The sequence below is a fragment of the Citrobacter sp. C348 genome, from assembly GCF_047467975.1.
Taxonomy (GTDB): domain Bacteria; phylum Pseudomonadota; class Gammaproteobacteria; order Enterobacterales; family Enterobacteriaceae; genus Citrobacter; species Citrobacter gillenii.
On record NZ_JASJUJ010000001.1, the window covers coordinates 166557 to 187247 of the forward strand.

A 20691-nucleotide genomic window follows, 5' to 3' on the forward strand; every position below is an offset into this window, starting at 1 on the left:
CGAACACGCTCAATAAGAACCCCGCCATGAAGCGGGGTGCGGCTGACTAGGCTTCTTTTCCGTCCGGAAGCACAATATTGCTGGCGGCTAAATGCCCCATGTTGCTGTACATAGCGCAGGCGGCCTCGACAATCGGCATCGCCAGCGCGGCACCGCTGCCTTCACCTAAACGCATGCCCATGTTGAGATACGGATCCAGTTCCAGATGCGCCAGGGCGGTACGGGCACCTTTCTCGGCGGAAAAATGTGATGGGATCAGGTACGGCTTAATCTCAGGCGCAATCTGACAGGCAGCCAGCGCAGCAGAATAAGAAAGGAACCCGTCAAGCAACACCGGCAGACCGCAGGAGGCAGCCCCCAGCATCACACCCGTCATCCCTACAAGATCAAAGCCACCGACTTTGGCCAGCACATCAATACCATCGGTGGGATCGGGCTGATTAATGGCGATCGCCCGGCGCACCACATCCACCTTATTGCCCACCCGCGAGAGCGGCAGGTTAGCGCCAATCCCCACCACCTCAGCGGCATCACTGCCGGTCAGTACGCTAACAATCGCCGCCGCAGGCGTGGTATTGGCCATGCCCAATTCGCCGACGCCAAACAGGGTCACGCCCTCTTTTGCCAGTTCACGGGTATAGCGCATCACTTCCAGCAACAGTTCCTCAGCCTGAGAACGGCGCATTGCCGGGCCTTCAGCAATATTGCCGCAGCCGCGCGCCACGCGCATATTCACCACGCCAGGAATAGGGTCAGCGTCAATCCCCACATCAATCACATGAACCTTTGCGCCAACCTGGGTCGCCAGTACGCAAACGCCGGTCGTGCCACGCGTCATATTTGCGGCCTGAATCGCCGTAACCACTTTCGGCGAAACGGCCACACCTTCATCCCAGACGCCGTGATCGGCGCACATCACCAGCATCGCTTTCCCCCCCACGCGCGGCACACCCTTCAGACCGGGCATACCGGCGAGTTGCACGGCCAGGGACTCAAGACGCCCCAGGCTGCCCGGTGGTTTAAGTAGGCCATCAATATGCTGCTGTGCACGCAGCATTGCAGCACTATCGGGTGTAGGGATCGCGTGGAGTAAAGCGGATAAAGTCTGCATAAGGGTTCTCAATGTGTTGACTGGCCTAAAGCAGAGCCAGTAAGAAGATCAACTCGCCAAGTTCGATAGCCGCGCCAAGCGTATCGCCGGTCTGCCCACCTAACGTGCGTTTTAATAATTGCCCAAGAATGAAAATTGCCACCATCGTGACGACCAGAGCCGCCACTCCACGCATGCCGGGAAGCAGTACAGCAGCAAGGATCGCCGCAAGCCCCAACGTAACGCAGGTTTGTCGTCCGGTTACTTTGCCTATAAAGACATTTCCCAGCCCTTCTTCGCGGGCATAACGATGCCGGTACATCAGCAAAACGGCGGTTCCACGCCCTGCCACGCAGGCTGCTGCCAGTGCAGCCAGCATTGGCGTTCCGCGTAGAGCCAGTTCGCTCACCACCAGCACTTTCGCCAGCAGAACAAAGATCAGCGCCAGGCCGCCGTGGGTCCCCAGCCGGCTGTCGCGCATTATTTCCAGCATTCGCTCACGCCGACGAGCAGAAAACACGCCGTCACAAGTATCCGCGAGACCATCAAGATGAAAACCACCGGTCAGCAACGCCAGCGTCAATACTGCAAACAAGGCTGCCAGCGGAATACCACACCACGGCTGCAGCGCCATGAAGACCAGTCCCGTCAACCCTCCCAGCACCACGCCAATCAGCGGGAACATGACGATGCCGCGCGAGTACTGTTCGAACTCCAGTCCTTGCGACCAGCGCGCAGGAACGGGCAAGCGACTGATAAAAGAGAGCATTGCCCAAAACAACTTACTCATTTAATTTTGACTCCAATTCCAGATACCACCAGCCAGACCTCATCTGCCGCAGCCGCCAGACGCTGGTTTACCCGCCCGGCAATATCGCGAAAATGCCGCGCCAGACGATTTTCCGGAACAATCCCCATCCCTACTTCATTAGTCACCAGCACGACTTTTGCCGGACAACGCTGACAGGCGTCAATCAGCACACGGATCTCATCCTCAATGGACCGTTCCATCGCGGCGTAGTCCCAGCCATCTGGTGAGCTGTCACCGCCTAACGCAAACAGCTGGTTGGTCACCATCGTGGTAATGCATTCCAGTAAAATCGCCTCGTGCGGATCGTTCCCGGCGGTAATCAGCGTATCAAGATGTTGCCAGCGCTCGGCTGTCCGCCAGTGCGCGGGGCGTCCATCGCGATGATGCTGAATTCGCGCCGCCATCTCCTCGTCGAAAATCTGCGACGTCGCGATGTACAGCACGTTCGGGGAGTCCGCGATCAGCGCCTCTGCATGACGGCTCTTGCCGCTACGGGCGCCGCCGGTAACCAGAATCATCATACCGGCTCCCGGTGTTGCTGCATGATGGTATAAATTTTCTCAATATCGATGTGTTGCCGCATCGCATCCGCCAGCAGATCAAACTGCTGGGATTTATATTGCGCGTAATGGAAGGTTGAATCCAGTGGCGCTAACCCTTTGCGTACCCGCAGGCCATTAACCAGCGCACGGGTGAAATCATCGCTGTCAAACAGACCGTGGAGATAGGTGCCGAACGCCAGACCGTCGTGACTGACCGCGCCGTCTGCGACGTTACTGCCGTCTTTTTGCAGTGTCATCACCGACCGACATTCCCCGGATAACGTCGTTTCACCCATATGAATTTCATAGCCGCGAACGGATAACTCTGCGGCGTCTGCCAGCCAGTCCGGCAACGTGGCCGACATTTGCCCTTCAACCAGGGTCGTGGTTTTGTGCTGCGCAAAATGGGTCACGGTATCGAGCAGGCCAAGGCCCGGCAGCGTTCCCAGCCCCGACTCCACGTCATCGATAATGGTCTCGCCGAGCATTTGATAGCCACCGCAAATCCCCACCACCGGCACATTCTGACGGTGTAGCTGCAACACGCTGTGCGCAAGGCCACTTTCGCGAAGCCAGACTAAATCGCCGAGCGTATTTTTGCTGCCTGGCAGAATCACCAGATCGGCCCCCGCCAGTTCTTCAGGCTGGCGAACATAGCGCACCCGAACGTCCGGCTGGGCGGCCAGCGCATTGAAATCCGTAAAGTTGGAAATATGCGGCAATTGCACCACGGCAATGTCGATATCACGTTTGTCGGTGCGTAAATACTTGCCTTTTTGCAACGCGACGCCGTCTTCATCTTCGAGATCAACCTCCAGCCACGGCATCACGCCGAGTACGGGAACGCCGGTCAGCGCTTCAATCTGCTCAATACCGGAGTACAGTAGCGCTACATCACCGCGAAACTTATTGATGATCACGCCTTTTACACGCGCTCGTTCATGATCGTGCAGTAGTGCCAGCGTGCCATAAATTGAGGCAAACACGCCGCCGCGATCGATATCCGCCACCAGCACAACCGGGCACTGCGCCATCTCCGCCATGCCCATGTTGACGATATCGCGATCGCGCAGGTTAATTTCAGCCGGGCTTCCCGCCCCTTCCAGCACTATGACGTCAAATTCCTGCGCCAGGCTGTTATAAACTGAAATGATCTGCTCGCGCAGTCGCGGCTTGTATTCGTGGTAGCTTACCGCATCCATATCGGTCGCCACTTTGCCCATCAATACCACCTGCGCTTTGCGGTCGCTGGTCGGTTTCAATAGCACCGGATTCATACGCACATCCGGGGTGATCCCTGCCGCTTCGGCCTGAAAAATTTGCGCGCGCCCCATCTCTTTCCCCTCAGGGGTAATACCCGAGTTCAGCGCCATGTTCTGCGATTTGAACGGCGCAGTACGTCGTCCATCCTGATAAAAAATACGACACAGCCCGGCGACTAATACGCTTTTGCCTACATCAGATGCCGTTCCCTGCAACATTATTGCCTGCGTCATGACGCCTCCTTCAGTGCGTTCTCTCGCATACAACGATAAAATTCAGCCTCTGTTTTACACAATGGGAAGCCTAGCTCTGTGTGCAACTTCACCAGCCAGGGCTGAGTTAATCCTGCTTGTTCAATCAGGTCCGTGCGCGCGAATACCTCACCGGGTGTGCCGTGCGTCAGCACTTCTCCCCGGCGCAAAACGTAAACCGCATCGCTCACTTCATAGATAAGATCGATATCATGGCTGGAAATGACCACATGATTTCCCTGCGCCACGATCCGTTTAATAATCTCAATCATCTGCGTACGCCCCGAGGGGTCAAGGCCCGCAGTCGGTTCATCGAGCAGCAGATACTGCGCCTGCAGCACCAACGCGCCGGCGATCGCCACGCGTTTTTTTTGTCCATGGCTTAAGCATTGAATGGGCTGATGACGAAAATGTTGTGCATCCACCAGCGTCAGGGCATCTTCCACCCGGCGGGCAATTTCTGTTTCAGCCACGCCAATATTGCGCAGGCTAAAGGCGATGTCGCTGTCGATATCGGTATAAAAGATTTGCTGATCGGGGTCCTGAAATACGGTTGCCACCTGCTGACGCAGTGCCAGCAGGCCTCGCTTGCTGTAATCCAGCGGTTTTCCTTGCCACATCACCGCCCCCTGCTGTGGACGCAACAAGCCACTCAGGTTCATAAACAGCGTGGATTTTCCGCACCCATTGGCCCCCACCAGTCCAGTGACGGCCTGCGCGGAAAAATCCAGCGTGAGCCCTTTGAGGACCGGGTCATCCTGATAGCGAAACCAAAGCGCTGAGGTGGCAAGCATACTTTTCCTTACAGGTGAAAATCACCCTGATACAGTTTGATATCCAGTGTGGTGGTCATTTGCTGATAGCGGATTAACACACGCGTAAACAACAGCCCCACCAGCATTGCCAACGAGCGATAGCTCAGCGGCACGCTACGATAACCAAAACGCAGCGTTTGCGCGCGGTGAATAGCGAGCGCTTCGTCTAAAAGAATAAAAATAAATCGCCAGGTCAGCAGGATCTGCTCAGTCAGCAGGCGCGGAACGCGCGCCCATTTCAGTAAAAGAATTAATTGCGGGAACGGCAGATTAAGTACCAACCAAAAGGTGGATGCCAGCGCCGCCAGGCTTCGCCAGAATGTTGCATTGGCAGTGAGTACACCCGCTTCGGTGACGCCTAACCAGTAGCTACCCACCGGCAGACTAACCAGTAAGCTATGCGGATCGCGACTCACACTGAATAGGATCGTCACTACCCCGACCAGCAAAAAACCAAACGGCAATGCCATCCAGCGACACCAACGCCAGAAAGAGATGCGCAGCAGCCAGCAGCTCAGTGCGGCAATGAGTAACAGCTCGATACCCTGCCCCAACGGAGGCAGGGTAAACGCCAGAATCATCATCACTAACCACAGCAGAAATTTGCGCTGCGGTATGACATGAAACCAGCGGCTCTGGTAGCTCAGCCTGTCAAGACCGGTCATCACGGCGTTGTCTGCCCTTGGTGTAACCCAGAATGTAGAAAATTACCGCTGCACCGAGCGATCCCTGAAGCGTAAACAGCAGACTTTCAATTTCACCGCTGGCTGGCTCATACAGCGGCTGGAACCACGGCTCATAATGCGGAGCGATGGCCTGAATCTGGCTTTCCGCTTCGCCATCTGATCCTCCGTATTCTCCACCGTGGTTGATGAAAAATGGCAGGACAACCAGCCCAATCACCATTGCTAACAGAATCAGCGTCTTTTTCATGGTTAATGTCCTTGTGCGGTGATGAGCTGCCGTTTGGTGAGCTGGTCATAAATCATCACCGTGAGCAAGCCTTCTGCGATAGCGATTGGGATCTGCGTCAGGCAGAAAATCCCCATGAACTTGATGATGGAGCCCGTAGCACCTACGGACGGGTCAGGGAAAGCAACACCCAGTTGCACCGACGTCACAAAATAGGTCACCAGATCGGCCAGCATGGCGCAGAGGAAGACGCAGACATCACGACGGAACCCCGCACGGCAAGCCATCTTCCACACCATATAGCCGACGACCGGACCAATAACCGCCATCGACATACCGTTAGCGCCCAGCGTGGTCAAACCGCCATGTGCCAGCAATAATGCCTGGAATAACAAAACGATGGCCCCGAGAATGGCCACCACGCCTGGCCCGAACAGAATCACCGCCAGACCGACCCCGGTCGGATGCGAACAACTCCCGGTAACAGATGGAATTTTCAGCGCTGACAGCACGAAAATAAACGCGCCACACAGGGCCAGTAACACTTTCTGGTGGTTATCTTCCTGCACAATTTGGCGCAGGCGCACCAGCCCATACCACAGGCAGGGTAAAAACAGCAGCCACCAGGCCAGCGCCCACATCGGCGGTAAAAAGCCTTCCATAATGTGCATAGCAAACGCCTGCTCAGGCACAATCATCAGCAATAGCGCCGCAGCCAACCCGCTGAAAGACAGCTGTTTTAGCTGGTGTTCTAGCTTCATCTTTCATACTCCCACTGTTTATTGACCAGAATGGTCGAGAAATACGGCAGCGGCTGATCGTCACTCACTTCACTGAGTTGGCGCCAGCACTGCTCACCCGGTAGCGTGGCTTCGGACATCATTAACGCGCAGTCCAGAATGCCTTCTTCTTGCAGCAACGCCTTGATGCGTGCAAACCGACCGTAGACCTTCATCAGCACCAGGCTGTCATGCTGCTTTAACGCCTGTCGGATTTCCGCTTCCGGCGCGGTACACGAAACCACCGCCAGCGACTGCTGCTCCATGGCGAGCGGCGTTTTTGAACGCGCGGCAATGGCGGCAAATGAGGTCACACCGGGGACAATTTCTAACCAGTCAGGATTACCAATTCGCTGGAGTAAAAAGACCCAGGTACTGAACAGCATGGCATCACCGAGGGTGATGAAACCGACCTGCTTGCCGGCCTCCACTTCCGCAACCAGTGCAGCGGCGACCTCATCCCAGACGGCTTCTTTTTCGGCACTGTCGGCGCTCATCGGGAAATGGCAGCAGCGAATTTCAGTCTGCTCACCGACATATTCCCGAACGATAGACAGCGCCAGGCTGTCGCCACCTTTACGCCCGGCGGGCGCATAAAGAATATCCAGCGAGCCGAGCGTGCGCGCCGCGCGCACGGTTATCAGATCGGAGGCACCTGGCCCGGTGCTCAATGCGTACAGTTTACCGCTCATGCTGCTTCCTCCAGCGCCACGCTCAGCGCCTGCTGTAAATGTGCCACGAACATGGCGCGTACCGCCGGGTTCTCACCCAGACCACTCAGCCACGGCGTGGCCGGAATGCCTGCGGCATTAAATAATGTTTTCCACGAATCGTCTTCGTCGGAGGCCATATCGTTGATAGCGTGGTCGCCGGCAACCAGCATTAATGGCATCAGATGCACCGCCGTTATCCCTTCGCGACCTAAGCTGTCGATAAGAATATCCACCTCCGGGTAGCTCTCTACCGCCCCCACCCGTGCCGGGAACCCCTGTGCGGTCATCATGTGATCGAGGCAGGCATAAGCGGCAAAAGCGTGGTGGCTGGCCCCGTGCCCCATAAACACCACTTTTTCGCGCTCACCAAGCGACGGCATCTGCTGCTGCAGCGCCAGCATCAGTTGTGCGTAATCATCATGACTGCTCAGCAGGGGAACTCCCAGCGTCAGGCGGGCAAACAACGGGCGCATGCTTTGTACTTCACGGACTATTTTTTCGTACTCATCACCGTTAATGATGTGCAGCGACTGAATTGCCACATCCTGATACCCCTGCTCCGCCAGCTTTTGCAGGGCCTGCAACGGCGTGTCGATGTCGATGCCGTCACGCTGTTTAAGCTTGCGAATGATCATCCCGGAGGTAAATGCCCGGAACAGGTCACGATCTGGGCAACTGGCCGCAAGATCGCGTTCGCAGGCCACAATATTTTTCTCGCAGGTGTCGTGATAGCTGGTACCAAAGCTAACCACCAGAAGCGCCTTTTTCATCTCTAACTCCTTAAACCGTGGCCAGCCAGCGCGTTAAACGCGCCGCAAATGCGGCCTGACTTTCCAGTAATTCTTCTCCCGTCACCAACGGTGCCGGACGTGTAATCACGATGCAGGGGATCCCGGCATCCAGACAGGGTTGTACTTTTTCCTGATAACCACCTTCTGCGCCCGATGCTTTGGTGATGACCACATCAGCCTGACACTGACGGTAAAAGGCGGCGTTGAACTCAGCGCTAAACGGCCCGCACAGGGCGAAGATTTCACCCACACCAAATCCGAGATCGGCGCATTGCTGGATAACGTCAGGCACCGGCAGTACGCGGGCCAGCAGCGTTTTTTCCGGCAGCCCCGCGCGCCAGATAGCCAGATCTTTGCTGCCGGTGGTCAGCAGCACACGCTCGCCAAAGCGACGCGCTACGTCGCAGGCTTGTTGAATACTTTGAACGGTGTGCAGATGCGGGTGCGTTAAGCCACTCAGCTGCTCAGGGCGCTGATAACGGCTCAGCAGCACGCCCGCCGCTTCACAGGCGCTCATGATGTTACGGCTCACCACTTCGGCATACGGATGTGAGGCATCAATCACCCAGCGCGTACGGTTTTCCTGCAACCAGGCAATCATGTGCTCCCGCTCCAGACGTCCGCAGCGCACCTGACCTTTAATATCGCCCGCCAGCTGTTTCCCCGTTGGGGTGGCCACTGACAGGGTATAAGCCACGTTCGCCGCATCCAGTTGCTGGCACAGCATGCGCGCATCGCTGGTACCCCCCATGACCAGCACATCACCGTAATTCACAGTACGTAACCGCGTGGCGTGATCATCAGGCCATCCTGCACGTAGGTTGTTTTGTTGCCGACGATCACCAGGCTGGTCATATCTACCGGTTCAAAGTCCATTTCGCCGAGCGTGGTCAGCCATTTTTCCTGTTTTTTACGTCCCGCTGACTTCACGATACCCACCGGTGTTTGTGCGTTTTTGCTGGCAGAAAGCAGCTCAAAAGCCCGCGCCAGATGCCCTTCGCGACCACGGCTGCGCGGGTTATAGAAACAAATCACGAAGTCAGCTTCGCCCGCGGCCACAATGCGTTTTTCAATCACCGGCCACGGTGTTAACAGGTCGCTTAAACTGATATGGCAGAAGTCGTGCATCAGCGGAGCACCGAGCAAAGAGGCGGCGGCAATGCTGGCAGTCATCCCCGGGATCAGCTTGACCTCAACATCCAGCTTCTGCTTGCTGACCAGCTCAAGCACCAGCCCGGCCATGCCGTAAATTCCGGCATCGCCGCTGCTGATTAGCGCCACGTTATGACCGGCCTGCGCCAGCTCAATCGCCGCCTGGCAGCGTTCTATCTCTTTGCACATCCCGGTTTTGATCACCTGCTTATCGCCGGTGAAGGCTTTTACCAGGTGGGTGTAGGTTTTGTAACCCACGATAATTTCTGCCGCTTTCAGTGCTTCAACGGCTTCCATGGTCATCATTGCCTGCGAGCCAGGACCAATTCCAATTACGGTTAACATCAGTGTGAAACTCCCAAAGTAATAGTGACGCCCTGTTCACGCAGGGTCTCGCCTAACAGTTGTCCATGGCTCAGCAGCCAGGCTGCAGGACCGGAGACGCTCCCCGTCCCGACCGTTTTACGCACAAACGATGAGGCAGGAAAACGGTGTTCATGCTCACGCAGCGCGTCAGCAGTAAAGGTTTCGAAAGGTACGCGACAGCAGGAAGCCAGTTGGATAAGCCCCTGTTCATTTTTTTTCAGCGTGATGCTGCCGATGGCTTTTAGTGCCAACGGATCGAGCCGTTGGGCTTCAAGTTGGCGGGAAAGCAGTTCAGCTAACAGCGGGAACGGCGTATCGCGACGACAGCCAATCCCGGCGACAACCCGCTGTGGCACCAGCTTCCAGTGCGGAAGGGGCAACTCGGGGAGATCGGTCCGCAAGGTGATGCAAATCAGCGCATCCAGCTCAGGGAGTTGGTTCAGGTCAGTCACCGTGATGAAACCACGACGATCGCAATGACTGACGTCCTGCGCCAGTTCGTCGTCCCACCACAGGCCAACCCGTTTGTTGCTGACCAGCATCTGATTGACGATTTTTACCACTGAACGGAAGTCGGTCATGCGCGCATTCAGCTGAAACGCCAGCGTATCGAGCGCCGCCATGTCATTCACATCCGTCGCCGTGGTGATCACCGGATCCGCACCCAGCATGCCCGCCAGGTAACGCGCCAGTGTATTAGCGCCCCCCGCATGGCCCGACAGCAGGCTGATGACATGCTGCGCACGCTCATCGATCACGACCACCGCCGGGTCACAAAACTTGTCGTTAACCAGCGGGGCCAGCACGCGTACCGCAATACCGGTCGCGCCGATAAAAATCAGCGCCGAATAGTTCGCAAACGCATCGCGGGCCGCATTGGCAAACCCGTTTTCGAAGGGAAGAAATCCCTCCTCCAGCAATTTTTCACTGGTGAAACAGGTCACCGGTAGCATTGCCGCCAGACGCTTCGCCAGCAAAACACCGCCGGGCGTCAGGCAGAACAACGCGATAGACTCAGGCTTTACGGTATTCATGGCTAAAGTCCGCCGCATAGAGTTTGGAGTAGTGATACTCCGAGCCCAGGAAGTTGCCGACCAGAATAAGCGCCGTTTTGCGGATCCCCGCATCGCGCACTTTGTCGCCAATATCCTCAAGGGTGCCACGTACGGTCTGGCTTTCAGGCCAGGTGGCTTTATAGATGACCGCCACTGGCGTGGTCGCCGGATAACCGCCTTCAATCAGACGCTCAGCCACCCGATGGATACGCTGGACGGAAAGATAAATCGCCATTGACGTCTGGTGACTGGCAAACGCCTCCAGTTGTTCGCGCTCCGGTACCGGCGTACGACCTTCAAGACGGGTAATGATCAGACTCTGCGACACTTCAGGTACCGTATACTCGACGCCGAGTTCTGCCGCTGCCCCGAGGAACGCGCTCACGCCTGGCACCACCTGCCATTCAATCCCGCGTTTGGTCAGCTCTTCACCCTGCTCGCGGACCGAGCCGTACAGCGAGACGTCGCCGGTTTGCAGACGCACAACCGTTTTACCCGCTTTTACACCGGCTTCCATCAGGTCGAGGATCTGTTCCAGATGCAGTTCGGCGCTGTCGTGACACTCAGCGCCAGGTGGGCAATATTCCAGCAGTTCGGTGTTAATCAGCGATCCGGCATAGATAACTACCTGCGCCTGCTGCAGCAACCGGTAACCTTTGAGGGTAATCAGCTCGCGATCGCCAGGACCAGCGCCAACAAACCACACACTACGGGGATCAAATATCTCAGACATGGTTTCCTTCCTTCTGACAGGCGATAACAAAAACGGGATTATTCGGTTTGAAATAGTGGCCACTGCCAAGCGTGGTCAGTGATGACACCTGCATTTGCAGGCAGTCCACACCCTGCACGCCAAGGTGCTCCAGATGCGCCAGCGCGGTATTCAGGTTTTCCTGAAGAATGAAGGTCATTACCAGCCGTCCGGCGGGATGCAGTTGGCGCATCGACCAGTCGATCAGGTCGGTCAGGTGACCGCCGCTGCCGCCCATAAAGATGGCATCCGCTTTTTCCGCGATGGTCATCGGCGCGATACCGGGATAAATATCGACGTTGGCACAGGCAAAGTGCTGGCGATTCTCGTCCAGCAGCCTGAGTGCCGCCGGGTTACGTTCAATCGCCGTCACGCGTAGCGATGGATATTGCAACGCCGCTTCTATCGACACGCTGCCGGTTCCTGCGCCAATATCAATCAGGTGCGTGGCGCGGTGTAATTCAAGTTTTGAGAGGGCAAGTGCACGGACCGCTTCTTTGGTCATCGGCACCTTCTCTCCACGCAGAAAAAGCTCATCTTTCATCGAGGATCACCACTGCATTCATGTCATAGTCGGCATTAATTTCACTGAGCGGCAGGCAGTGGATGCGTTCATTTTCCATTGCCAGGTTTTCGCCAATCACCATCCAGCGATGCCCCTTACCACGGGCAATAAGCTGATGTGCAATTTCGCGTGGACCGCACAGGGCATCCGTGACCATCGCCACCTTGTTATGTCGTGCCAGTTCATCGAAACAGACGCTACGGCCGTGGCTACTGGTCAGCCACATGTCGTTCATATCAATACCGGACTGCGCGCACAGATATTGCACCGCACTGATGCCAGGAATAATGCGCACATGTTCAATGCCAAAATGCGCCACCATCCGGGTGCCAATGCCGTAGAACAACGGATCGCCAGAGGCCAGTACCACTACATGCTTCCCCTGATGCTCGCCAATCCAGGTTAATAACTCCGGGATATTGGCGCCAAGGGCAAACCGCTCGCCGGTAAAATCCGGGAACTGCTGCAAATGCCGTTTACCACCGACCAGCACATCCGCCGTAGCGACAGACTCGCGTGCTGCGGGCGTCATCAAATGCAACCCCGCAGGTCCCATCCCTACAACGGTAAGCATGTCATCTCCTGCGCAATCTCTGCGACCGGGCGGTTGCTGCCGAGGATCTGGTTATCAAAAGAGAACATGATGGCGTCGCAGGTCGGCGGGTTTTTGGTAAAACGCAAGGTCTGCAGGACACGCATGCAGATACGTTTAGCCAGATGGTTATAAATATGCTGAAAACCGTAGGCGTCGATGTGTTCCATCGCCGCTTCGGTGGTATCGCAGTCGCTGACCAGCGTCAGTAATTCCAGCGGCGCGCCGAGCAGCGCCAAATGGGCGACCAGGGTTTCCATACGCGCGTCAGCAATATGGCTGTGGGTATGGAAAATACCCGCTGCAATTTTGATGAGCTTACCCGGATGCCCGACGAGGACGATTTGCTTGAATCCAAGGCGGACGGCCTCTTCAATCATGTAGCCGACAAAGTTGCTCATGGTGACCACCACCTGCGTGTCAATCCCCATCTGTTCGCGGACGAAACGTTCACCGTGGTTACCCGGCACCAGCACCACGCGCTCCAGTCCCGCCGCACGTTTAATTTCCAGCTCCAGCGATAGTGAGCGCTTCCAGCTCTCTTCCGACATCGGCGTAACAATGCCGGTGGTGCCGATAATGGAAATGCCGCCCAGAATACCCAGACGCGAGTTGTAGGTTTTCTGCGCCCGCTCTTCACCTTCCGGGGCAAAAATTTCAATCTGTGCCCCACGATTTGGGCCGATCGCCTCGCGAACCGCTGACTCGATGGTCTGACGCGGCGTGCGATTGATCGCCGAACTGCCTACCGGTAAGCCTATTCCTTTGCGGGTGACCGTGCCGACTCCTTCGCCGCCCTGCAGCGCTATTTCGCCGCTGTCGTCTAACGTCACGCGAGCAAAAATCAGCATCCCGTGGGTGGCGTCTACATCATCGCCGCCGTCTTTACGAATAGCGGCAATCGCCTGCTGCCCTTCAATGTGCGGCGACTCAACGTTCAGGCATAGCGTGACCCCGGACGGGGTGACTATGGATACTTGATGGATCAAATGCTGACGCAATACCATCAACGCAGCGACTTTGGCTGCTGCCGTCGCACACGATCCGGTGGTGTACCCTTTGCGCAGCGCTTTACCGTTGTGCCATACCGGTGCGTCAAAGGGTTGGTCGCTCATCGCGCCCCCTGCATGTGGTAGAGCATCGCGTTGACGATAGCGGCTGCGACGTTGCTTCCGCCTTTGCGGCCCAGGGCTGCTATGGCAGGCAGATGACTTTTCGTCAGCGCATCTTTCGACTCCTCCGCGCCGACAAATCCTACCGGCACACCGACCACGCCGCTCACGGCAACATCGTGTTCCATCAGGCGGAACAGCGCCGTCGGCGCATTGCCAAAGACAAACAGCTTTTCCCCCTCTTCCTGCACCGCAATGTCGACGGCCGCCATCGAACGAGTGATCCCCTGTTCTTTTGCTGCACGCACCACGCGCGGGTCGCTGATGTAGCAGCGGCATTCACCACCGAATTTTGCCAGCAACGTTTTGTTGATCCCGGAAAGGGCCATCGTGGTATCGGTATAAATCACGCTTGAGCGGCCTAACGCAGCGCAAAACTGCGCCAGTACGTCATCGGAAAACCACAAAATGTCCAGCCAGTCGAAGTCAGCGGTGGTGTGGATCACTCGCTTGATGATGGCCTCATGCAACGGGCTGGCAAACTGATAGTCCGGGCGGGTTTCACGAATAATGTCGCCAATGATGTCGAAACTTTTGGCTTCAATCGCCAGGGGTTGCTGAATGTATTGCATCTTTTTGTCCTCAGGCCACACCGACCAACAGACACCGCAGCGCGATAAACAGCGCCAGGGCCAGGGTCGATGCTACCCACATCAATCGTATCGTTTGGGAAATGTCGTCTACTGAAATGTCTCGTTGTGCATCACCGATCCACGGTTTCTCAACGCGTTCGCCAAAGTAGTCGTTAGGACCACCCAGCCGAATGCCTAATGCCCCGGCAACGGATGCCTCCGACCATGCACAGTTTGGGCTGCTGTGGTTGCAGCGATCGCGCCAGCCAATCTGTAAAGCACGCGATCCGTCTTGGCGGCACAAAAATGCAGCCACGCTCAGCAACAGCCAGCTCAGCCGGGCAGGAATAAAGTTCGCAACATCATCCAGTCGCGCGCTGACCATACCGATAGCGCGGTACTTTTCATTTTTATAGCCAACCATGGAGTCCAGGGTGTTCACCGCTTTGTAGGCCATCGCCAGCGGCGCGCCGCCGAGAAACAGGAAGAACAGCGGCGCAATGATGCCGTCAACGGTGTTTTCAGCGACGGTTTCCACCACTGCGCGATTGATCTGTTTCGGCTGCAATTGTGAGGTGTCACGTCCGACAATCCAGGAGAGTTTTTCCCGGCTTTCCGCGAGATTATTGGCACGCAGTGGACGTTCGACATCCCGGGCAGCATTAGCCAGACAGCGGCCCGCCAGTACGGTAAAGATCATCCACACCTCGACGCCCCAACCCAGCCACGGATGAAGCGATTGTGCCAGCGCCAGTACGCTCCATGAAACGCCCCAGGTCACGCCGACCACCACCACCCACAGCACTGCGCCACCGATACGCAGCATGCCATCGCTATGGCAGTAGCGGCGCACCAGGCGCTGCACAGCGGTAATGAGATTGCCAATCCAACGTACCGGATGCGGCCAGCTCTGCGGATCGCCAATGATAAAATCAAGCAGCCAGGCGACACACCACGCGAGCAGTGTCATTTCACGCTCCTCGCGGCGTCCAGCCAGTGATTAAGCATCTCCGGACGCTGAGCAAAATGAACGTGCAGGTAGCTGGCAAACGCATTGCCAACCTGCCAACCGCCAGACCACGCCTGTAACGTTTCGCCATCGCGAACTTTGCGACAGCTCATCACGGCCTGGGTTTGAGGGGTAAAATCGGAATAGTGAAATTCATGTCCGCGCAGCACGTCACCGGGCGCAGCGAGTAAGGTTTGTTGTTCGGCCTGCGCTTCACAATAGCCAAATCGGGTCAGACGTTTGCCCATTTTGCTGTGACCGGGAATAATATCCGCCATCGGCCAGATATCGCCGTTGCTGTCTTCCAGCGAACTCCCCAGGTACATCAGACCACCGCACTCCGCGTAAATCGCCACACCGCGCTGATGAGCTGCACGCAGTTGCGCCAGCATGGTGGAATTTCGGGCAAGCCCGGCAGCGTGCAGTTCAGGGTATCCGCCCCCTAGCCAGATCATCTGACAGTCAGGGAGACGGCTGTCGTGTAGCGGGCTGAAACGGACAATATTGAGGCCCGTGCGCGCCAGTAGCGTAATGTTATCCGGATAGTAGAAGTTGAATGCTTCGTCATCAGCAATGGCAAGCGTCAGTCCAGTTCCGGCATCGGCGGCAGGAAGCGCGGGCCATTCGCCCACCGGTGGGGTGCCTAACTGGCTTAAGGCCAGCAGCGCGTCGATATCTAACGTTTGCTCGAGCGTTGTAGCAAATTCCTGCCACGGCAACTGGTTGACGATTGATTCACGTGCGGTCACCAGTCCCAGATGACGTTCCGGAAGCGCCACGCCATCCACGCGGGGTACATAGCCCAATACCGGTATCGAACAGTAGCGTTCGATGGCGACTTTAAGTAGCTGGTAATGCGTTTCGCTGTTTACCCGGTTAACAATCACGCCAGCAATGTTCAGCGTTGGATCAAAATGCTGGAATCCCATCACCGTGGCGGCAATTGACGTTGAGACGGCTTTACCGTCCACCAGCAAAATGACCGGACAGCCCAGTTGCTTCGCCATCGCGGCGGAACTGCAGTAATTGGGGTCCGTACCATAACCGTCATACAGCCCCATAACGCCTTCGATGACGGCGATATCCGCGTGCTGCATATGTTCGCAAAATAAGGCGTTCAGCGTGGAAGTGGGGAGCATGAAGCTATCAAGATTGCGGGAGGCTGTGCCAGATACGGCGGTATGCCAGCCGGTATCCAGATAATCAGGACCGACCTTGCAAGGCTGGACGCGCAAACCGCGTTTTTTCAGCAGACTCAACAAGCCCAGCGTCACTGTGGTTTTACCACAGCCGCTTCCGGTACCTGCAAGAACAAACGCGCGAAAATTAGCCGCCATACCCTGATCCTGTTCAGGGTGGTAGGGGTGTAGAGATACCCAGTCTTTCGACTGTATACATCTGAGCAACCCACTTCCCACCGAAGTTGTTGGTAGTCACTGACAGGCAGGTCTTCTGGCTTAGCGTCATTCTCACCCGTCCTTCCCAATCTCGCGATCAGTGGTCTATACGGGGTCGTCAGCATCACAGCAGCGGGGGCTGCGGGGGATTCTCACCCCCTTCCCTACCACATACGTGGTAAACCTGTCAGCTCAGGAGCCAATTCTATTAAGCTCCAGGCATGAGATGAATTAACACACCTCATGACAAAAATTCATTTAAATATCTTTTACGCTCATTTAGCCAATGATATGGCATCATCCAGTTCATTCTTAAATTTGCGTTACGAATGAAATCTCCAAACAATAATAAAGAAAGTCATTCACACAGACACTGTATCTCATCACAAAAATAAAAACTGGTGCAGTTTATCCTTCAGACGCTATTACTTTGTTGCGCTATGACAATTTATTGCCTTCTATCCTTATTTTTCATTTTATAATGACAGACATACAATACGATATCAAAAATCGGCAATAGCAAATTATTGCTATTTATGCTGATTCATCAGACGAAACAACGCTAATTTGTTGGCGAAAAGCCTGTGGCGTCACCTGGTACGTCTGGCGGAAAACTTTGCAAAAATAACTGGTTTGTGAAAAGCCTAAATTTCGCGCAATGCTGGCAATACTCCAGTCACTATGGCAAAGCAACTCTTTAGCACTTGCCATTCGCTGTTGATTTACCCAGGCATTAAAACCAATTCCCTGATATTTTTTGAACAGCTTGCTGAAATAGTACGGGCTGAGATAAACATGAGAAGCCACCTCCTCGAGGCGAAGCTCATCCGACAAATGTGCGTCGATATAGCGCAACGCTTTTTTCATTTTACTGTCATGCGGAGTCGGGCTACGGGTTGGACGCACCGACTCTGACTGTGGTGGACTGTCTTTAATAACAACAAAATTCAATTGTTTTTTAAGGCAATTTTCCACAATCAGCTTCAACAAATCGGCTGAGGCGATGACCCGAGAATAGTCCATTTCAGGCACATTACTGAATTCACTGAGCAGTTCGGGATCGGCCTGCCAGCGGTCGTCAACATTCAAAATATCAACCAGACCTACGTCATTGCTTAAGCGCACCTGACCGCATAAAACAAAACCAACCAGGTGGCCGGCAATGACTAAAGGGATTGAAAAATCGGTAAGGCCGGCATGACAGCGATAAATACACGGCTGGTCTGATTTTGATGCCTCCAGACCGCCACAACGATCGCTCATACGGCATCGCGTGCTGTGCTGCGGGTGCTGGCGCATCAACTGGCAGAAAGGGGTAAAATTAAAGAGTTCAGAAATTTCATCACCGTGAATATTGACAACCACAACGGCCAGACTGGTGGCCTGTGCAAAATCCTGTGCGATTTTATTAATGAGTTCTGAGTTCAGGGCGCTCGCAGAAATCATGATAAAACCTCTCAGTTAATTTATTGTTATAAATAAAAACACATTATTCACATTCACTTTTCATCTCGCTATTAGACGCAATGATAAAAGGTGTTAATGGACCATAACAAAAGTCTCCCATTGTGGGGAGACTTTTTAAGCTGTTCAGGAAACCGGATCACGAAATCAGTTTTTGCATTTCAGAAATAAACAATTTCCATGAAGCTAGCTCTCATTTTCCTCCAGCTTACAAGTATTACACGGTAAATTTTTGCCAATAAAGTAACGATAAATTGCTGCCCCGGCGCACGCACCGATGATCGGTGCCACAATCGGGACGATAAAGTATGGGATATCGCGTCCCCCCGTCATCGCAACATCTCCCCATCCGGCAAACCAGGCAAACAACTTAGGACCAAAATCACGCGCCGGATTCATGGCAAATCCTGTGAGCGGACCTGTTGATGCACCGATGACGGCAACCAGAATACCAATCAGCAATGGCGCGAGAGGACCTTTAGGCACCCCATTGCCATCGTCCGTCAGCGCCATAATCATGCCCATCAGAATGGACGTGATGACCACTTCCACCAGCGCCGCTTGCCATACGCTAAGCGCAGAGGCTGGATAAGTACTAAAAATACTGGCCAGTTGCAGGCTTTCAAGACTGCCACGAACCATATGGTGCGCAGTCTCATATTCAATGAATAAACTGCCGTACAGCAAATAGGCCAGCAACGCGCCGCCAAAGGCACCCGCGACTTGCGCGACCGTATAGGGTAAAACTTTACGCCCAGGGAAACAGGCAAACAGCCACAGAGCGATGGTAATCGCAGGGTTGAGGTGTGCCCCGGATATTCCGGCAGTCAAGTAGACCGCCAGCGAAATCCCAAGACCCCAAATGATGCATATTTCCCATAACCCTAAACTCGCACCGGCCACCTTAAGGGCACTCAGGCATCCAATGCCAAAAAACAGGAACAGCCCGGTACCTAAAAACTCGGCAATGCATTGCGCTTTTAGTGAATCGTTCATTGTGACACCTTCTAAGCAGAGTTCGTGTCTGTACCAGCGGACTCCCTGCTGGCAGTAGAGTACTTCAAGGCTTACTATAAAAAGTGCCGTCGGCAAATTGTTGGCAATCTGAGCACTTCCACCTTTTTAAAATCGTGTAGTGATAACAAATTCTTGCTGTCAGCATTATTAAAACAGCTAACAAAAACGGGCATTAGCCCTATTAAAAACGCATTATAAAAATAATAAAATATTGCCAACAGCAGATTTCTGTTTTCAAACAAACATCACAATTTCATTTCCACCGCATAGCAAATGATATTTATCGTGTCACTAGAAAAAATGTAAATCTGGTATTGACATAACCAAATTTTCATATTCACAAAATAACAAAAAACATTTAAAAACAATAATATAAAAGAAAATAAAGCAATTTTATATCACCGATCGCTTACTATTTTTTCACTCTCCGTTTCAAGTCAGCCATTCTTTTTCCTCGCTTCTTTTTATAGTCATGAAAATCGGAACAACCCAGACGAGGTCTTTATGCAACAAGAAGCGTTAGGAATGGTAGAAACCAAAGGCTTAACTGCAGCCATAGAGGCCGCAGATGCAATGGTGAAGTCAGCCAATGTGATGCTGGTCGGCTACGAAAAAATTGGTTCAGGGCTGGTCACCGTGATTGTTCGCGGTGATGTTGGCGCGGTAAAAGCGGCAACAGATGCAGGTGCCGCTGCCGCTCGTAATGTGGGTGAAGTGAAAGCCGTACACGTGATCCCACGTCCTCATACCGATGTCGAAAAAATCTTACCGAAGGGAATTAGCTGATGAGCAGCAATGAACTGGTTGAACAGATCATGGCGCAGGTGATTGCTCGAGTGGCAACGCCGGAACACAAGGCTATCCCTGAAAATAATCATCCAACACGAGAGACGGCTATGGCAGAGAAAAGCTGCAGTTTAACGGAATTTGTCGGCACCGCGATTGGCGACACCGTCGGTCTGGTGATCGCCAACGTCGACAGCGCCTTACTGGACGCGATGAAGCTTGAAAAACGCTATCGCTCCATTGGCATTCTGGGCGCCCGTACCGGCGCAGGCCCACATATCATGGCCGCTGATGAAGCGGTAAAAGCCACCAATACTGAAGTGGTGAGCATTGAGCTTCCGCGAGATACCAAAGGCGGAGCAGGCCACGGTTCACTGATTATCCTCGGCGGCAATGATGTTTCCGACGTAAAACGCGGAATTGAAGTCGCGCTGAAAGAACTGGATCGCACATTTGGTGATGTCTACGCCAATGAAGCCGGTCATATCGAAATGCAATACACCGCACGTGCCAGCTATGCGCTGGAAAAAGCCTTCGGCGCACCCATTGGTCGTGCCTGTGGTGTGATCGTCGGCGCACCGGCATCGGTTGGTGTACTGATGGCTGATACCGCGCTGAAATCCGCCAACGTAGAAGTCGTTGCCTACAGCTCCCCTGCCCATGGCACCAGCTTCAGTAACGAAGCCATCCTGGTCATTTCCGGTGATTCCGGCGCCGTTCGTCAGGCCGTTATCTCTGCCCGCGAAATCGGTAAAACCGTGCTCGCGACCCTCGGCTCAGAACCGAAAAACGATCGTCCGTCCTACATCTGATACCCGTGAGGCTG

General features: G+C 54.6%; 24 protein-coding genes and 1 riboswitch. Of the genes, 2 read left to right on the forward strand and 22 right to left on the reverse strand.

Annotated features, from left to right (window positions below):
* Positions 1–46: 46 nt before the first annotated feature.
* The 22 genes from cobT to pduF all read right to left on the reverse strand — a co-directional run bounded on the left by cobT (position 47) and on the right by pduF (position 19058).
* Positions 47–1111, reverse strand: a complete 1065-nt coding sequence (cobT, locus tag QNN86_RS00850; RefSeq protein WP_181617201.1) for a nicotinate-nucleotide--dimethylbenzimidazole phosphoribosyltransferase — start codon at positions 1109–1111, stop codon at positions 47–49.
* Positions 1112–1136: 25 nt separating this feature from the next.
* Positions 1137–1880 (reverse strand): adenosylcobinamide-GDP ribazoletransferase, encoded by a 744-nt coding sequence (gene cobS / locus QNN86_RS00855; protein ID WP_181617202.1) that lies wholly within the window; start codon positions 1878–1880, stop codon positions 1137–1139.
* A complete protein-coding gene (gene cobU / locus QNN86_RS00860; RefSeq protein WP_181617203.1) occupies positions 1877–2422 on the reverse strand; it encodes a bifunctional adenosylcobinamide kinase/adenosylcobinamide-phosphate guanylyltransferase in 546 nt (181 codons plus the stop codon). The genes cobS and cobU overlap by 4 nt, the downstream gene beginning before the upstream one ends.
* Positions 2419–3939: a cobyric acid synthase gene (locus QNN86_RS00865; RefSeq protein ID WP_414210521.1), complete on the reverse strand. Its 1521-nt coding sequence runs from the start codon at positions 3937–3939 to the stop codon at positions 2419–2421. Before QNN86_RS00865 ends, cobU begins: the two co-directional genes overlap by 4 nt.
* Entirely contained in the window at positions 3936–4751 is an 816-nt protein-coding gene (locus tag QNN86_RS00870) for an energy-coupling factor ABC transporter ATP-binding protein (protein WP_414210522.1), read from the reverse strand. Before QNN86_RS00870 ends, QNN86_RS00865 begins: the two co-directional genes overlap by 4 nt.
* A gap of 8 nt (positions 4752–4759) precedes the next feature.
* Complete coding sequence (locus QNN86_RS00875) at positions 4760–5437, reverse strand: energy-coupling factor ABC transporter transmembrane protein (RefSeq protein WP_181619492.1); 678 nt, start codon at positions 5435–5437, stop codon at positions 4760–4762.
* Positions 5424–5705 (reverse strand): energy-coupling factor ABC transporter substrate-binding protein, encoded by a 282-nt coding sequence (locus tag QNN86_RS00880; RefSeq protein ID WP_096756667.1) that lies wholly within the window; start codon positions 5703–5705, stop codon positions 5424–5426. Before QNN86_RS00880 ends, QNN86_RS00875 begins: the two co-directional genes overlap by 14 nt.
* Before the next feature lie 2 nt (positions 5706–5707).
* Positions 5708–6445, reverse strand: coding sequence for a cobalt ECF transporter S component CbiM (gene cbiM / locus QNN86_RS00885; RefSeq protein ID WP_096756666.1), 738 nt, complete (start codon positions 6443–6445; stop codon positions 5708–5710).
* The gene (locus tag QNN86_RS00890) at positions 6442–7155 is read right to left on the reverse strand and encodes a cobalt-factor II C(20)-methyltransferase (RefSeq protein ID WP_181498348.1); all 714 of its coding nucleotides are present in this window, start codon (positions 7153–7155) and stop codon (positions 6442–6444) included. Before QNN86_RS00890 ends, cbiM begins: the two co-directional genes overlap by 4 nt.
* Positions 7152–7946, reverse strand: a complete 795-nt coding sequence (cbiK, locus tag QNN86_RS00895) for a sirohydrochlorin cobaltochelatase (protein WP_115258164.1) — start codon at positions 7944–7946, stop codon at positions 7152–7154. Before cbiK ends, QNN86_RS00890 begins: the two co-directional genes overlap by 4 nt.
* 10 nt (positions 7947–7956) lie before the next feature.
* Positions 7957–8742: a cobalt-precorrin-6A reductase gene (locus QNN86_RS00900; protein ID WP_181617205.1), complete on the reverse strand. Its 786-nt coding sequence runs from the start codon at positions 8740–8742 to the stop codon at positions 7957–7959.
* A complete protein-coding gene (locus QNN86_RS00905; protein ID WP_181617206.1) occupies positions 8739–9464 on the reverse strand; it encodes a precorrin-3B C(17)-methyltransferase in 726 nt (241 codons plus the stop codon). The genes QNN86_RS00900 and QNN86_RS00905 overlap by 4 nt, the downstream gene beginning before the upstream one ends.
* A complete protein-coding gene (gene cbiG, locus QNN86_RS00910) occupies positions 9464–10519 on the reverse strand; it encodes a cobalt-precorrin 5A hydrolase (RefSeq protein ID WP_181617207.1) in 1056 nt (351 codons plus the stop codon). The genes QNN86_RS00905 and cbiG overlap by 1 nt, the downstream gene beginning before the upstream one ends.
* Positions 10500–11273, reverse strand: a complete 774-nt coding sequence (locus tag QNN86_RS00915; RefSeq protein ID WP_181617208.1) for a cobalt-precorrin-4 methyltransferase — start codon at positions 11271–11273, stop codon at positions 10500–10502. The genes cbiG and QNN86_RS00915 overlap by 20 nt, the downstream gene beginning before the upstream one ends.
* Complete coding sequence (locus tag QNN86_RS00920; protein WP_115258161.1) at positions 11266–11835, reverse strand: decarboxylating cobalt-precorrin-6B (C(15))-methyltransferase; 570 nt, start codon at positions 11833–11835, stop codon at positions 11266–11268. Before QNN86_RS00920 ends, QNN86_RS00915 begins: the two co-directional genes overlap by 8 nt.
* Positions 11825–12430, reverse strand: coding sequence for a cobalt-precorrin-7 (C(5))-methyltransferase (locus QNN86_RS00925; RefSeq protein WP_115258160.1), 606 nt, complete (start codon positions 12428–12430; stop codon positions 11825–11827). The genes QNN86_RS00920 and QNN86_RS00925 overlap by 11 nt, the downstream gene beginning before the upstream one ends.
* Positions 12415–13563, reverse strand: coding sequence for a cobalt-precorrin-5B (C(1))-methyltransferase CbiD (gene cbiD / locus QNN86_RS00930; RefSeq protein WP_181617209.1), 1149 nt, complete (start codon positions 13561–13563; stop codon positions 12415–12417). Before cbiD ends, QNN86_RS00925 begins: the two co-directional genes overlap by 16 nt.
* Entirely contained in the window at positions 13560–14192 is a 633-nt protein-coding gene (locus QNN86_RS00935) for a cobalt-precorrin-8 methylmutase (protein WP_181617210.1), read from the reverse strand. The genes cbiD and QNN86_RS00935 overlap by 4 nt, the downstream gene beginning before the upstream one ends.
* A 10-nt stretch (positions 14193–14202) precedes the next feature.
* Positions 14203–15162, reverse strand: a complete 960-nt coding sequence (gene cbiB, locus QNN86_RS00940; protein ID WP_181617211.1) for an adenosylcobinamide-phosphate synthase CbiB — start codon at positions 15160–15162, stop codon at positions 14203–14205.
* Positions 15159–16538 carry a cobyrinate a,c-diamide synthase gene (locus QNN86_RS00945; RefSeq protein WP_181617212.1) on the reverse strand — a complete coding sequence of 460 codons (1380 nt, stop codon included), beginning with the start codon at positions 16536–16538 and terminating at the stop codon, positions 15159–15161. Before QNN86_RS00945 ends, cbiB begins: the two co-directional genes overlap by 4 nt.
* Before the next feature lie 87 nt (positions 16539–16625).
* Positions 16626–16801: riboswitch (cobalamin riboswitch) on the reverse strand.
* 331 nt (positions 16802–17132) lie between these two features.
* On the reverse strand, positions 17133–18044 hold the full coding sequence (gene pocR / locus QNN86_RS00950; RefSeq protein WP_181617213.1) for a transcriptional regulator PocR: 912 nt from the start codon (positions 18042–18044) through the stop codon (positions 17133–17135).
* 204 nt (positions 18045–18248) lie between these two features.
* Entirely contained in the window at positions 18249–19058 is an 810-nt protein-coding gene (gene pduF, locus QNN86_RS00955) for a propanediol diffusion facilitator PduF (protein WP_117343317.1), read from the reverse strand.
* Between the two features lie 525 nt (positions 19059–19583).
* On the opposite strand from pduF, the gene pduA reads away from it, so the two are divergent.
* Positions 19584–19865 carry a propanediol utilization microcompartment protein PduA gene (pduA, locus tag QNN86_RS00960; protein ID WP_003030255.1) on the forward strand — a complete coding sequence of 94 codons (282 nt, stop codon included), beginning with the start codon at positions 19584–19586 and terminating at the stop codon, positions 19863–19865.
* On the forward strand, positions 19865–20677 hold the full coding sequence (pduB, locus tag QNN86_RS00965; protein WP_181617214.1) for a propanediol utilization microcompartment protein PduB: 813 nt from the start codon (positions 19865–19867) through the stop codon (positions 20675–20677). The genes pduA and pduB overlap by 1 nt, the downstream gene beginning before the upstream one ends.
* The last annotated feature ends 14 nt before the right edge of the window (positions 20678–20691 follow it).